The 14,460-nt window shown below is 71.2% G+C and carries 11 protein-coding genes; 8 read left to right on the plus strand and 3 right to left on the minus strand.

Annotated features, from left to right (window positions below):
* From ABGB14_RS19545 to ABGB14_RS19555, 3 genes are all read left to right on the plus strand, one after another.
* A complete protein-coding gene (locus tag ABGB14_RS19545) occupies nt 1–1,404 on the plus strand; it encodes a hypothetical protein (RefSeq protein WP_347645117.1) in 1,404 nt (467 codons plus the stop codon).
* A 10-nt stretch (nt 1,405–1,414) separates the two neighbouring features.
* Nucleotides 1,415–2,260 (plus strand): CPBP family intramembrane glutamic endopeptidase, encoded by an 846-nt coding sequence (locus tag ABGB14_RS19550; protein ID WP_347645118.1) that lies wholly within the window; start codon nt 1,415–1,417, stop codon nt 2,258–2,260.
* Nucleotides 2,261–2,375: 115 nt separating this feature from the next.
* Nucleotides 2,376–2,846, plus strand: coding sequence for a pyridoxamine 5'-phosphate oxidase family protein (locus ABGB14_RS19555; protein ID WP_347645119.1), 471 nt, complete (start codon nt 2,376–2,378; stop codon nt 2,844–2,846).
* A gap of 41 nt (nt 2,847–2,887) precedes the next feature.
* On the opposite strand, the gene ABGB14_RS19560 is transcribed toward ABGB14_RS19555, so the two are convergent.
* Nucleotides 2,888–3,649, minus strand: a complete 762-nt coding sequence (locus ABGB14_RS19560) for an SDR family oxidoreductase (RefSeq protein WP_347645120.1) — start codon at nt 3,647–3,649, stop codon at nt 2,888–2,890.
* Between the two features lie 922 nt (nt 3,650–4,571).
* On the opposite strand from ABGB14_RS19560, the gene ABGB14_RS19565 reads away from it, so the two are divergent.
* Together ABGB14_RS19565 and ABGB14_RS19570 are read left to right on the plus strand one after the other, a co-directional pair.
* The gene (locus tag ABGB14_RS19565) at nt 4,572–6,185 is read left to right on the plus strand and encodes a hypothetical protein (RefSeq protein ID WP_347645121.1); all 1,614 of its coding nucleotides are present in this window, start codon (nt 4,572–4,574) and stop codon (nt 6,183–6,185) included.
* A 227-nt stretch (nt 6,186–6,412) separates the two neighbouring features.
* Nucleotides 6,413–6,805: a hypothetical protein gene (locus tag ABGB14_RS19570; RefSeq protein WP_347645123.1), complete on the plus strand. Its 393-nt coding sequence runs from the start codon at nt 6,413–6,415 to the stop codon at nt 6,803–6,805.
* On the opposite strand, the gene ABGB14_RS19575 is transcribed toward ABGB14_RS19570, so the two are convergent.
* Nucleotides 6,795–7,157 (minus strand): DUF488 family protein, encoded by a 363-nt coding sequence (locus ABGB14_RS19575; protein WP_347645124.1) that lies wholly within the window; start codon nt 7,155–7,157, stop codon nt 6,795–6,797. The genes ABGB14_RS19570 and ABGB14_RS19575 overlap by 11 nt on opposite strands.
* 141 nt (nt 7,158–7,298) lie before the next feature.
* Between ABGB14_RS19575 and ABGB14_RS19580 the strand changes: the two genes are divergently transcribed.
* Nucleotides 7,299–9,677 (plus strand): ATP-binding domain-containing protein, encoded by a 2,379-nt coding sequence (locus ABGB14_RS19580; RefSeq protein WP_347645126.1) that lies wholly within the window; start codon nt 7,299–7,301, stop codon nt 9,675–9,677.
* A 66-nt stretch (nt 9,678–9,743) separates the two neighbouring features.
* Here the strand turns inward: ABGB14_RS19580 and ABGB14_RS19585 are convergent, their stop codons facing one another.
* On the minus strand, nt 9,744–10,208 hold the full coding sequence (locus ABGB14_RS19585) for a MarR family transcriptional regulator (RefSeq protein WP_347645128.1): 465 nt from the start codon (nt 10,206–10,208) through the stop codon (nt 9,744–9,746).
* 105 nt (nt 10,209–10,313) lie between these two features.
* On the opposite strand from ABGB14_RS19585, the gene ABGB14_RS19590 reads away from it, so the two are divergent.
* The gene (locus tag ABGB14_RS19590) at nt 10,314–13,613 is read left to right on the plus strand and encodes an efflux RND transporter permease subunit (protein WP_347645129.1); all 3,300 of its coding nucleotides are present in this window, start codon (nt 10,314–10,316) and stop codon (nt 13,611–13,613) included.
* 99 nt (nt 13,614–13,712) lie between these two features.
* Nucleotides 13,713–14,444, plus strand: coding sequence for an SPFH domain-containing protein (locus ABGB14_RS19595; protein ID WP_347645130.1), 732 nt, complete (start codon nt 13,713–13,715; stop codon nt 14,442–14,444).
* Nucleotides 14,445–14,460 lie beyond the last annotated feature (16 nt).

The raw sequence follows: 14,460 nt of genomic DNA on the forward strand, positions 1-14,460 counted from the left end.
ATGAACGCCTCGGCCTTGCGGCTGCTGGCGGACGCCCGCCGGGCCAGGACGGGCGGCGAGCAGGCGATGGCCGCCCGGCAGCGGGCCCGCCTGACCGAGCTCGTGGCCTGGGCGCGTACCCGCTCCCCCTACTACCGGCGCCTGTACCGGGACCTGCCGGCCGGGGTGGCCGGCCTGGCCCTGCTGCCGCCCACCAGCAAGCCCGAGTTGATGGCCGCCTTCGAGGACTGGGTTACCGACCGGGCCCTCACCCTGGCGCGGGCACGGGCCTTCGCCGGCGACCCGGCGCGCGTCGGGCAGCCGTTCGCCGGCCGCTACACCCTGACCACCACCTCCGGCACCACCGGCACGCACGGCATCTTCCTGCAAGACGCCCGCGCGACGGCGGTGACCTCCGCGATGCTGGCCCGGATGCTCACCGGCTGGCTGAGCGTGCGGGACGTCGCCCGCATCGCACGCGGCGGCGCCCGGACGGCGCTGGTGATACCCGAGGGCGGGCATTTCGCCTCCACCGTGGCCGCCGCCCGGCTCCGCGGGCGCTCCCGCATCGCCGCCTTCAGCGTGCACCAACCGCTGGAGGACCTGGTGGCCGGGCTCAACGCCTTCCGCCCGGCGGTGCTGGCCCCCTACGCCAGCATCGGCGCGCTGCTGGCCGGCGAGGCCGAAGCCGGACGGCTGCACATCGACCCCGCCCTCGTCATGCTCACCGCCGAAGGCCTGCCCACAGGCGAGTACGCGCGCATCGCGGCCGCGCTGGGGGCGAAGGTGCGCACCAGCTATGCCTGCAACGAGTGCCCGTTCCTGTCCTACGGCTGCTCCGAGAACTGGATGCACCTCAACGCCGACTGGGCGATTCTCGAACCCGTCGACGAGCGGTACCGGCCGGTGGCGGCAGGCGAGCCCTCGCACACCGTTCTGCTGACCAACCTGGCCAACCACGTGCAACCGATCCTGCGCTACGACCTCGGCGACAGCGTCCTGCTCCGGCCCGATCCGTGCCCGTGCGGCCACCCGGGCCCGGCCGTCCGCGTCCAGGGCCGCGCCGCCGACCTGCTCACCTTCCCCCGCCCCGGCCCCGCGGGAGAACAGGCGCCGGTCACCCTCGCCCCGCTCCCGCTGGCGACGCTGCTGGAAGCGGTGCCCGGCCTGGAGCTGTTCCAGATCGTCCAGACAGCGCCGGCCACGCTGCGCGTCCGGCTGCACCCCGCACCCGGCGCCGACCCTGAAACCCTCTGGCGTCAGATCGAGGCCCGCATGCGCGATCTGCTGTCCCGTCACCACCTCGGCCACGTGCGCCTCGAACGCGGCACCGAGCCGATCCAGCACGGCGCGGGTGGCAAGGTGCGCGCCGTCGTCCCCTTCCCCGCCGCCGGCGCGCACCCTGCCGGGCGCGAACGTCCATGACCACGGCCACGTGACCGGCACCGCGGTCGCCCTCGCCGTTCGCCGGGAGCTCGCAGACGGGCCGGTCGCTCCGCACTTCCCTGCCTTCCCCCTCTTCAGGAACGGAGACGTTCTCGTGCTGCCCGATCTCCTGGCCTATGGCCTGCGGATCCTGCCCGGCATGGTGCTGCTCGGCGCGTGCTTCACGCTGGCGGGCGCCGGGCGGGATCCGCTCTTGCGCATCCTGATCCTCATCTTCGGCTTCGTGCTGATCAGGGATGCGATGACCCCGCTCGGGTTCTGGCGGCTGGGCGCCGTGGGTGGCGTTCCGTGGCTGCGCTTCACCGACCAGGCGGGCATCCTGCTGTTGTTCGGCCTCGGCACGGCGGCGTTGACCGCTGCCGTGCTGGGCCTGGACAGCGGGCTGCGCTCGCTGGTGCGCTGGGGCCGCTTCACCCCGGTCACGCTCGTCCGGGGGATCGGCGGCGGCGTGCTGGCGGCCGCTCCGGTGCTGCTGCTGTCCCTGCCGACCCCGCTGTCGGCGCGGGGAGGCGCGGTCGCGGTCTCGCTGCTGCCGGTGCTGCTGCTCTTCAGCCTGGCGGGCAACCTCGCCGAGGAGGTGCTCTTCCGGGGGTTTCTGCAGGGCCGGCTGGAGCGGCACGCCGGCCGCATCCGTGCGGCGTCGCTGTCGGCCCTGCTGTTCGCCGCCTGCCACGCCTTCCTGGCCTCGACGGTGACCGACGTCGGCTGGCCGCTGCTGGTCTTCACCCTGTACGAAGGGCTGATCTGCGCCTTCTTGCGGCTGCGGTCGGGTGTCATCGCGGCCGCTCTCGCCCATGGATCCGCGATCTTCCTGCTGGCCGCCGCGCTGGTCTGAGCCGCTGACCGCGTGGTCGGGCCGCAGCGGGGGAGGGGGACGGGTCGTTGCCGTCGGCCCCGGCACCGTGGTCGCCGGGCCGATTCTGTCGGTGCGGTCGTCCATGATGGCGTCCATGGCTTCATGGCAGGAGTTCGAGCGGGAGGCACCCGAGCTGGCGGGGGTGGCGCGGCGGCTGCTGGAGGGCAGCCGGCACCGGGTCCTGGCGACGCTGCGCAAGGACGGCTCGCCGCGGGTCAGCGGCATCGAGACGAGCTGGCGGGACGGCGAGTTGTGGACGGGCTCGATGCCTCGCGCCGTCAAGGCTCTGGACCTGCGGCGCGATCCGCGCATGGCGCTTCACGTCGCCTCGGCGGAGCCCGACATGGACGATCCGTCGGCGTGGGAGGGCGACGTGAAGCTCGCCGGGCGCGCGGTGGAGGTCACCGACGCGCAGGTGCTGGAGGCGTTCGAGATTCCGGCGGCTGATTCCCACCTGTTCCGGATCGAGCTGACGGAAGTGGTGTGGACGAGGGTCGAGGGCGACGAGCTGGTCATGGACGCCTGGCATGAGGGGTCGGGGGTGCGCCGGATCCGCCGTAAGTAATCTACAAAGTAAAGGCGCGGGGCTCGGTGCACCGATCTGCCTCAGTGCACCGAAAACCCGCCGTCGACGAAGAGCATCTGGCCGGTGACAAATGCGGAGGCGTCACCGGCCAGAAACACCGCGGCCCCGGCGAAGTCCTCGGGCACGCCGTTGCGGGCCGTCATGTGGCGAGCGGCGAGTGCCTCGATCCGGCCCGGCACGGCCTGGGCGGGCTCGGTCAGCGGCGTCAACACGAATCCGGGGATGATCGTGTTGACGCACACGCCGCGGGCCGACCACGCCTCGGCCTGGGAGCGGGTCAGCCCGGCGAGGGCGGCTTTGGCCGCGCCGTAGACCCCGCTGTCGCCGAAGGCGCTGATCGACTGCTGGGAGCCGATGTTGATGATGCGTCCCCAGCCGCGGCCCGCCATCTGAGGGCCGAAGTGCTGGCCGAGCAGGTACGGCGCGGTGAGGTGCACGGCCAGGGTGCGTTCGTAGTCGTCGACCGTGAGGTCGGCCATGGGTTTGCGGATGTTGTTGCCGGCGTCGTTGACCAGGATGTCGATGGGGCCCGCGGTGGCGCGGACCCGCTCGACGTCGCCACGGTCGCCGAGGTCGGCGCTGATCGAGGAGGCGGTGACGCCGTGCTCGCGCAGCCGGGTGACGGCCTCGTCCAAGGCGCCCTGCCTGCGGGCCACCACCACGACCTCGGCTCCGGCACGGCCGATGGCCTCGGCGATGACGTAGCCGATCCCGGAACTGCCGCCGGTGACCAGGGCGCGCCGGCCGTGCAGGGAGAACAGGTCGCGCAGATAGTCCGACATGGAGCGTCAAACTAGCATCCCGCCTCAGCGGGGACCGAGGCACGGGTCGACGACCGTGATCAGGGGCTGCTCCGACGAAGGAAACCCGCCCTTCGTGGGTTGCGTGGCCGGTTGCCGTGCGACGGGGGCGCGTCTGCTGATACCCGGCTTCCGGGATGCCCTGGAGAGGTGATGCCCTGCGGTGCGCGGGCTGAGGGACGATCGAGCGGCCGGCTCGCGGTCACAGAACCCGAGCGCCGGCGGTGAGATCGCTTGTGCCGGCGGCCTGGTCAGGCGCGTGCGACCTGGCGTGGGCTTCTTCGAGCGAAGCTCCGGCGAGGAGCGCCGCGATCCCGCCGGCGAGTACCACCGCGGGTTCTGAGCGGGTCCGGGAGGAATTGCGCAAGCATCTGCGTGAGGAGCGGATCGAACCGCCGACGTCGCCGACCGCCCGCCGCTCGGGAGCGCCGATGCCCCTGCCCGTCACGACGTGCCGCCCTCCTGAAGGGGCATAGTCGCGCACGATAAGCCGTTCTAAATCGACGGACCATATGGTCGGCAAATGACTGATATGGGCGATGGGCCGTGGCGTGCTGACATCCGGCGCACAGGAACTCTCCGCGGGACGATGACCCTGGTACGACGGTCATGGATCGCGATGGTCACAGTCGTGGTGTCGACCCTGGCCCCGCTGGTCCTCCTGATCGGATCAGCGTTGCCGCTGGTCGTCGGTGAACAGGTGGCGCTCGTCAACGGCCGGCCGGGATACACCGGGCAGCCGGGACCGGCGCTTGTCTTCTCAGCCGCCGTGGGCCTGGCGGTGGGTGCGTTCGCGATCGTGCTGGTCGTCTCCGCCACCACGCTCATTGCAGCCGGTCGCCTCCTCGACCGGCCGGTCTCGCCGGCGGGAGCGTTGCGGGCGTGCCTGGCCCGCTGGCCCGCGTTGCTCGGGTTCGTCATCCTCGGTGTCGTGGCCGGCGCGGCTGTGCTCATCTCGTCCTCCCTCGTGACCAGGCCAGGCCCGGGCCGGGTGTTCGTGGTGCTCCTTCTGGGTCTGGTCGCGATGCAGGGCGCGCTGACGATACCCGCTGTGGTGCTGGAACGACAAGGGCTGGTCGGTGCCCTGGCCAGGGCCCTCAGCGTGGCCTCCGGCAAGCGCCTGGCGATCTCGGCAACGCTGGTCGCCGGCGTGATCCTTCCGGTGCTGGCGGTCGTGGGCGCGTACTGGATGAGCGACCGGGCGGCCGTTGTCGTGCCGGCCACGGCCATCGGCCTTCCGCTCCTCCTGCTGACCGTCCCGGTTCAAGGGGCGGTGCTCGCCGTACTGTTCCTCAAGGCGGTGCCGGAGGGAGAGTTGCCCGCCCTCCGCGATGGACTGCCCGGCCCCGGACAGGCGTGGCGACCGCGACCGCCCATCGCCCTCGGCGGACTCCTGCTTCCAGGGCTGCTGCTGGCCGGGATGGCGGTGTTCAACCCGCTTTCCTGGCAGGTGATCACCACCGGCGACCATTGGGAGCACACCATCGACCCACGCTCGGGGGTCAACCACACCCGGCTGACCTGGATGGACTACGACCGCGACGGCATCGACGCCTTCGCCGTTGGCCGGGATGGCCGTCCCTCGCTGGTATCGGGCGAAACACAGCTGATCTGCGATGATCGCCGCTGCCGCGAGCATCGCTGGGCCACCTTGGAAAGCCCGGGAGGCGAGGTGTTCGGCGCCGTCTCCGTCGGGCCCGGCGACGGCTACTTCGTGGCGCGGATCCAAGAACCGAACCTCACATCGTGGCTTTGCGATCAGCGAGCCCGTTGCGTTCCCGGCGATGATCTGGAGGTTCCCGGCCGGACGTTCCCGGTCCTGGCCACCGACGTGGGCTCCGATGGGCGGGCGGTGATCGCCTATCAGAAGAATCGGCCCGGCCACACGGACGGGTTGACCCTGGTGACCTGCCGGGATCCGCGATGCACGGACACGACCAAGGCCACCACGCAGGACGTCGACGTGGAGCCGATCGTCGACGTCGCCGCGTCAGCCAACGGGCGAATCATCGCGGCGGTGGCACATCGGCACAAAGGCACGCTCAGCATCCATTCGTGCGACTTGACCGAATGCCGGAAACCCATCGTGATCAATCAGGTCTCCCGGGAGGGGGCCCAGGGGGTCGAGGTGATCACACGGCCCGACGGGCGCCCCGTGGTGCTGTACGAAGGCAGAAACGGCCCTCCCACGCTCGTGAGCTGTCAATCCCCGGACTGCGCGCGAACCGACTCGGCGCGACTCCCCATCGCCCGCCTCCATCCCACCGCGCCGGGCACCCGACCGGCCCCCGCGGTCTCCCTTGATCGATCCGGCCGAGTCCTCGTCGCCGGACGGCAAGGGACCAGCATTGTGCTGATCTCGTGTCTCGGCACCAGCTGCACGACCCGTCCCATCGCCGCCGGCGACGTGTTCGCCCGTCCCACGCTCACCCGCGACCACGCCGGCCACCTCGTGATCGCATGGTGGGACGCGACCGGACTCCACATGGCGACCCTCCACACACGCAATGAGGGCTGATGGTCGGGAAGGAGATAGCGGCCCTTCCTGGTGTCCGGGCCGAAGTTCTCGCCGCGATATGACGCGCTCCACCGACCGGGTGCTGGAGATCGGCTTCGGTCCGGGGGTCGCCATCGCCGGGCTCGCCGCGCGCGCCACCCGGGGCCACGTCTTCGGCATCGACCGCTCGCGGGTCATGGTGCGGGCAGGCCGCCCGTCGCAACGCCGCGGCCGTCCGCGCCCGCCGCGTGCACCTCGCGCACGCGTCGGTGGAGCGGTTGCCGGGCTTCGGCGATCCGCTCGATGCCGTTCTGGCCGTCAACTCCGTGGGGATGTGGCCCGACCCGGTGGAGCGGCTCCGCGAGCCGCGCCGTCTGCTCCGGCCCGCGGGACGTAGTGCGCTCGTCGGCCAGCCTCGCTGCCCTGGTGCCACCCGGGACACCACGGTCCGGGCCGCCCGCGAGCTGCGGGAGCTGCTCACCGAGGGCGGTTTCGTCTCTTTGCGGGTCGAGACGTTCGTGCTCGACCCGCCCGTGGCCTGCGTGCTCGCGCGCAGTCCGGGTGGCATGCCGTCATGCCCGTGCGCGCGGGGTCTCGGGCAAGGGTGGCGGGGCCCGCCCGCCGCCGGGCCTACGTGCTGAGCACGTCCGCGAGCACGGCCGCCTGGCTGATCTCGGGTCGTCTGGTCGAGGTGAGCAGGGTGAGTGGCCGGTTGGCGGCGAGTTCGCGCAGGTGGGCGAGGGCCTGGGCGCGTTCGGGGTCTTCGAGCTCGCTGCGGTAGCGGCGGGCGAACTCCTCGAAGCGCTCGGGGTCGTGTGCGTACCAGGTGCGCAGCTCCGCCGAGGGCGCGACTTGTTTGCACCATTCGTCGAGGTGGGCCCGGTCTTTGGCCATTCCGCGCGGCCAGACCCGGTCGACCAGCACCCGGGTGCCGTCATCGCCGGTGGGCTCGTCGTAGACGCGGCGCACGTGAATCGTGGTCGTCTCAGCCATTGTCGCCTCCTCACTCACGACAATACGCGGCGGCGGGGAGACGGGTCGCGAGGGGTTTGCGCGCGAGGGGACGGAGGGTTAAGCTCGAATGCTGCCTTTACCTAGCATGAGCGTTCACAACCCTCCCGAGTGTACCACCGAATGGCTAATCGTCAAGATGGTTTCGCGCAAGCCCTTGACAGCGAACAGCGTGCCGTGTCGTGGCTGTACGGCCGGCTCGACGCCGCCCGGCAGCGGGCGGAGGAGGCGCTGCGCGCGGCGTACGGCAGGGCGACGGGCACCCGCCAGGCGATGGTCGAACGCGAGGCGATGGCCTCGGAGCAGGCACGGAGGCTGGCTCAGCTGAACGCGGTCGAGCGGGGCCTGTGCTTCGGCCGCATCGACGACGGCTCCGGGCGGAGCACGTACATCGGCAGGATCGGCCTGCGTGACGAGGAGCACGAGTCGGTGCTGATCGACTGGCGGGCGCCGGCGGCGCGGCCGTTCTACGTGGCCACGGCCACCGATCCCGGCGGGCTGGTGCGCCGCCGCCACCTGCACCTGAAGGACCGCACGGTGGTCGGCATCGACGACGAAGTGTTCGACCTGGACGGCATGAGCGACGGCGACCGGCGCTCGCTGGTCGGAGAGGCGGCGCTGCTGGCGGCGCTGCGCCGTGGGCGGACGGGCCGGATGGGCGACGTGGTGGCCACTATCCAGACCGAGCAGGACCGGGTGATCCGTTCCTCGCTGCAGGGGGCGCTGGTGGTGCAGGGCGGTCCCGGCACCGGCAAGACGGTGGCGGCGCTACACCGGGCGGCGTACCTGCTCTACACCCACCGCGACACGCTGGAGCGGCGAGGGGTGCTGGTGGTGGGCCCCAACCCGATGTTCCTGCGCTACATCAGCCAGGTGCTGCCGGCGCTGGGGGAGACCCAGGTGGTGATGGCCACGGTGGGGGAGATGTTCCCGGGGGTGCGGGCGCGCGCGGCCGACTCCCCGGCCGCTGCGGTGGCCAAGGGCGATCCGCGGATGGCCGAGGTGGTGGCCAGGGCGCTGGAGCTGCGCCAGGCGGTGCCGGACGGCGAGCTGGTCGTGGAGCTGGACGGGCTGCGGTTGCGGGTGCCGTACGAGGTGTGCGCGCGGTTGCGGGAGCGGGCGCGGGCGGTGCGGCTGCCGCACAACATGGCACGCAAGCTGTACGTGAGCGAGCTGCTGAAGGAGCTGGCCAGGGCGGAGGCCCGGGCGTTGGAGGAGTCGCTGCACATCGAGGAACTGGAGGTGGACGACCCGGAGCTGGTCGGGCCGCTCGATCTGGAGGCCGATCTCGACGAGATCGACCTGGAGCTGGCCTCGCGGCGGTTGTGGGGCGAGCCGGAGATCCGGCGCGCGGTGGACGGCCTGTGGCCCGAGCTGACGCCGCAGCGGCTGATCGACGATCTGCTGTCGTCGGCGGAGACGTTGGGGTCGGTGGCTCCGGCGGGCCTGGCCTGGCAGGAGCTGGTACGCCCGCCCGGCTCCGCCTGGACGCCGGGTGACGTGCCGCTGCTTGACGAGGCGGCCGAGTTGCTGGGCGAGGACGACTCGGCCGCGAGGGTGGCGGCCAGGGAGGCCGGCCAGGAGTGGGCCGAGCAGGAGCGCTACGCCCGGGAGGTGCTGGAGTCGACGGGCGTGGCCGAGCAGGGCATCTTCGAGCGGGCCGACGTGCTGGCCGAGCGGCACGCCGACGATGGCTCGGGCCTGACCACGGCCGACCGGGCGGCGGCCGACCGTTCGTGGGCCTACGGGCATGTGATCGTGGACGAGGCGCAGGAGCTGTCGCCGATGGCTTGGCGGATGGTCATGCGGCGGGTGCCGGCGAAGTCGCTGACCGTGGTGGGCGATCTGGCGCAGACGGGGTCGGCGGCGGGGGCGCGTTCGTGGGGTGAGGTGCTCGACCCCCATCTGGAGGGCCGCTGGCGGGTGGAGCGGCTGCTGGTGAACTACCGCACCCCGGTGGAGATCATGCGGGTGGCGGCTGACGTGCTGCGGGCGTTCGCGCCGGAGCAGGAGCCGCCCGAGTCGGTGCGGTCGGGCGGGGCGGAGCCGCGGGCGGTGCGCCTCGCGGCGGCGGACCGGCTCGCGGATCTGCCGCCGCTGGTGGCAGCGGAGCTGGCGGAGGTCGGCGCCGAGCCGAACCCGGAGGCCGGCCCGGAGGCCGGCCCGGAAACCGGCCCGGAAACCGGCCCGGAGGTCGGCGCCGAGATCGGCGCGGGCCGGGTGGGCGTGGTGACGCCGGACGCACGGCACGCCGAGGTGGCGCGGTTGTTTCCGGAGGGGGATCTGGAGGCGCCGGTCGTGGCGCTGACCGTGGGGCAGGCCAAGGGGCTGGAGTTCGACGCGGTCGTGGTGGTGGATCCGCAGGGCATCCTGGACCAGTCGCCGATGGGCGGGCAGGACCTGTACGTCGCGGTGACGCGGGCGACGCGGCGGCTGACGGTGGTGCACGAGGGTGATCTGCCGGACGTGTTGTCCCGGCTGGCCCAGAAATCTACTTTGTAAAGGCGTCGGCTCGGATTAGAACGATCATCATCTATCCCACAAGCCCTGCAACGATGCCCACGGTCGTCACCGCCGGCAGGTGTCGTTGCCGGGGATGAGGTCTGCGGCGACGTCTCGGATGGTGCGGGTGACGTGGTCGAGGGCGCGCAGCGTCTCCAGGTCGAGGTGGTCCATAATGCGGCGGTAGTGTTCGTGGCCGGCGTTGTTGATCTCTTCGATGAGGGCGGTGCCCTCGGGGGTGAGCTGGACGCGGCGTACGCGCCGGTCCTGGGGGTCTTCGTGCCGGTCGGCCAGGCCCTGGGCGACGAGGCGGTCGACGATGCCGGTGACGGTGCCGAGGCCGACGCCGAGCGCGTGGGCGAGCTCCTGGCCGGAGGAGGAGCCGTTGATCGCCAGGAGCATGACGACCTTGAGCTGCCGCATGGTGAGGTTGGAGGTGAACAGGGGGGAGTGGTGCTGGGCGAACAGTCGCCCGAGGCCACGCTGGGTTTCGGAGATCCGGTGGATCAGGTCTTCGCGTTCGCTGCTCACACTCACCTCTCGCCTTCCTGAGAAGGCTATCAGGAAGGCTCGGCTTGTCTAAATATTCGTGTCAGGCGAAGTGTTAGTCTGTGGCGAACTCTTGGAGGGAACCCCATGACCGCTTTCGCCCGGTTGAGCCTGGTCAACCGCAGCCTTGTGATCCTGATCGCGGTGGTGCTCAGCGCGTTCGGCGTGTTCGCCATCCCTCAGTTGAAACAGCAGTTGCTGCCGTCCTTGTCGTTCCCCGGCGCGTTCGTGGTGGCGCCGTTCGCCGGCGCCTCGCCGGAGATCGTCGAGGATCAGGTCACCAAGCCGATCGAGGACTCCTTCCAGGGGCTCGCCGGGATGGAGCAGATGACCTCGACTTCGAAGGAGGGCCTGGCGCAGATCCAGGTGGCCTTCGAGTACGGCACCGACGTCGAGTCGTCGGTGAACAAGATGCAGCAGGCCATCAACCGGGTGACGTTGCCGGAGGGCGTCGAGCCTCAGGTGGTGGCGGGCAACACCGATGACATCCCGGTGCTGGTGCTGGCGGTGGGTGACGGCGGCGACGAGCGGTCGATGGCCGACAAGCTGCGCCGGATCCTGGTGCCGGAGTTGCAGGGCGTTGAGGGCGTGCGCGAGGTGTCGGTCACGGGCACCCGCGAGGAGGTCGTGACGATCGAGCCGGATGCCAGGAAGATGGCGCTGGCGGGGGTGTCGGCGGCGCAGATTCCCGAGGTGCTGAAGGCGAACGGCACGCCGATCCCGGCGGGGACGCTGATCGATGACGGCAAGGCGCTGACGGTCCAGGTGGGTTCGCGGGTCGACTCGGTGTCGGAGCTGGAGAGCCTGTATCTGACGCCTGCGCCGCCGGCGGCGGCTCCTCAGCAGGCTCGGCCGCAGCAGTCTCAGCAGTCTCAGCAGCAGGGGCAGCAGCAGGGGCAGCAGCAGGGGCAGCAGCAGAGCCCGCAGCAAGGGCAGGCCCAGGGCCGGCCGGGTCAGGGGGCGGTCGCGCAGCAGCCGGCCAGGCCGAAGCCGCTCAAGCCGGTGAAGCTGGGTGATGTCGCCGAGATCAAGCGTGGGCTGGCGGAGGCGACGACGCTCACCCGTACGGACGGCAGGTCGAGCCTGGGCGTGGCGGTGACGATGACACCCGACGGCAACGCGGTGACGATCTCGCACGATGTCCGGGAGAAGTTGCCTGAGCTGACCAGGGCGCTGGGTGACTCGTCGGACACGGCGGTGTCGGTGGTGTTCGACCAGGCGCCGTACGTGGAGGAGTCGATCGAGAGCCTGACCACTGAGGGCCTGCTGGGTCTGGTGTTCGCGGTCCTGGTGATCCTGGTGTTCCTGTTGTCGGTGCGGTCGACCGTGGTGACGGCGGTGTCGATCCCGCTGTCGGTGGTGATCGCGTTGCTGGCGTTGTGGGCGGGCGACTATTCGCTGAACATGCTGACGCTGGGGGCGTTGACGATCGCGGTGGGCCGCGTGGTGGACGATTCGATCGTGGTGCTGGAGAACATCAAGCGGCATCTGGGTTACGGCGAGGCGAAGCTTCAGGCGATCTTGACGGCGGTGCGCGAGGTGTCGGGGGCGGTGACGGCTTCGACGCTGACCACGGTGGCGGTGTTCGCGCCGATCGCGATCGTGGGCGGGATGGTGGGCGAGTTGTTCAGCCCATTCGCGATCACGGTGGCGGTGGCGTTGCTGGCTTCGCTGGTGGTGTCGCTGACGGTGGTGCCGGTGCTGGCGTACTGGTTCTTGAAGGCGCCCGCGCTGACGCCGGAGCAGGCGCGTAAGCAGCGTGAGGAGGCCGAGGCGAAGGAGTTGCGCTCGCCGTTGCAGCGGTCCTACCTTCCTGTGCTGCGGTTCGCGACCCGGTTCAAGCTGGTGACGGTGCTGATCGGGGTGGCGGTGTTCGTCGGCACGATGGGGCTGGCGGGCGGGCTGCAGACGAACTTCCTGGACGCCTCGGGGCAGAACACGATCTCGCTGTCGCAGCGGATGCCGGTGGGCACCGATCTGAAGACCACCGATGAGGCGGCGCAGAAGGTCGAGGAGGTGCTGGCGGGCCTGGACGGCGTGGAGACGTACCAGGTGAACGTGGGCGGCGGGAACGCGATGTCGGGCGGGGCGGTCGGCGGTGGCGCGGATCGGGCCTCGTACTCGGTGACCCTTGAGGAGGGTGCCGACACCGTGAGGGTCGAGCAGGCGCTGCGTGATGAGGTGGCGGGCCTGTCGGGGGTCGGCGAGGTCACGGTGGGGGCGCAGGCGGCCGGGTTCGCTTCCGACACGATCGATGTGATCGTGCAGGCTTCCGAGGCTGAGGCGTTGCGTGCGGCGACCGACACGGTGGCGGCGGCGATGGGCGAGGTTTCCGGGTTGAAGGACGTGTCGTCGGACCTGGAGTTGAGTGCGCCGCGGGTCGAGGTCGTGGTGGACCGTGCGGAGGCCGCCGAGCGGGGTCTGTCGGAGGCGCAGGTGGGTCAGGCGGTGGCGCAGGCGTTCCGTGGCGCGCCGCTGGGGCAGATCATGCTGGACGGGCGGGCGAGCGATCTGGTGCTGCGGGGGGCTGACGCGCCGGAGGACGTCGAGGCGATCGAGGGTTTGAAGCTGCCGACGCCTGCCGGGATGGTGAAGCTGTCGTCGGTGGCGGATGTGCGGGAGGTGGCCGGGCCGACGCAGGTGAGCAGGATCGACGGTGAGCGGTCGGCGACGGTGTCGGCCAAGGCGGACGCGGCGGATCTGGGCAGTGTGACGCAGGCGTTGACGACGAAGCTGGACGGGTTGTCGCTGGCCGCGGGGGTGTCGTACGAGATCGGTGGTGTGTCGGCCGATCAGGCCGATGCGTTCGCTGATCTGGGGCTGGCGATGCTGGCGGCGATCGCGATCGTTTTCCTGATCATGGTGGCGACGTTCCGCAGTTTCGTCCAGCCGTTGATCCTGCTCGTGTCGATCCCGTTCGCGGCGACGGGCGCGGTGGGGTTGCTGGTGGCCACGGACACGGCGCTGGGGGTGCCGGCGCTGATCGGCATGTTGATGTTGATCGGCATCGTGGTGACCAATGCGATCGTGCTGATCGACCTGATCAACCAGTACCGGGATCAGGGCATGGGTGTGGTGGAGGCGGTGATCGAGGGTGGCCGGCGCAGGTTGCGGCCCATTCTGATGACGGCGGTGGCCACGATCTGCGCGCTGACGCCGATGGCGCTGGGGGTGACGGGTTCGGGTGGGTTCATCTCGCAGCCGCTGGCGATCGTGGTGATCGGTGGTCTGATCTCCTCGACGTTGCTGACGCTGGTTCTGGTGCCGACGTTGTACGTCGTGGTGACGCGCAAGGGCGGCGAGCAGGGGCGGGGGCCGGTGGGTCCCCGGGTGCGGGAGGATGCCGGCGGCGCGGGGGCGCAGGATCTGGCCGGTCATCCGGCCTGAGGGGGTCCCGGCGGCGGGAGGTCGCCGGGGTTGAGGTGCCCGGCCGGGTGTGGCATCCGGCCGGGCACGCCGGCGTCTACAGGGTGGCTCCCCTCGGGAATGGGTGCTGCGCCCGATGGCGCCGCCCTGGCGGGCGGGCGAGACTGGGTGGACGGGAGCCCGGTCCCGGACCTGGTCGTACGGGATGACCTGCGTGCCGGCCGGGCGGACGACGACCGGGAGACAGGCATGCTCGCAGGTCACACCCTCCCCATCGTCAGGGAGTTCGCCGTGATGGAGCCGGTGGGGTGGGCGTTGCTGGGCTTGTTGCCCGTCGTGGTGGCCGTCATGTGGACGGTGCGCGTCGTCGACGCGGACGAGCGGTTGGTGGTGCACCGGCTGGGGCGGGTCGTGGGCGTGCGCGGGCCTGGGCTGGTGGTGGTGTGGCCCGGGGTGGAGCGCGCGGTGCGGGTGTCGTTGCGGCTGGTGTGCCTGGACCTGTTCTGCGCCGAGGCGGTGACCCGCGATGGTGTGGCGGTGCGCGTCAGGGCCGGTGCCGTGGCGGAGGTGAGCGATCCGGTCCGGTTCGCGACGGCGATGGACGGGCCGCTGGCGGCTGCGACGGTCGTCGCCGAGAGGGAGTTGCGCCGCCGGATCGCCGAGGCCGATCTGGCGGACCTGCCGACGATGATCAGCCGGAGCGGCGTGGAGGTGGCGGAGCGGATCAGCGAGGCGACGTCCCGGTGGGGTGTGCGTGTCACGCTCGTGGACGTCGACGATGTCCAGGTGCCGCTGCGGGGTGAGTTCATCGCGTGGGCGGACCGGCTGCGGGAGACACGTCCGGGTGGGTAGGGGATGGACTGACCGA

Origin of the sequence: Nonomuraea sp. B10E15, from assembly GCF_039871615.1 — a bacterium.
GTDB lineage: Bacteria > Actinomycetota > Actinomycetes > Streptosporangiales > Streptosporangiaceae > Nonomuraea.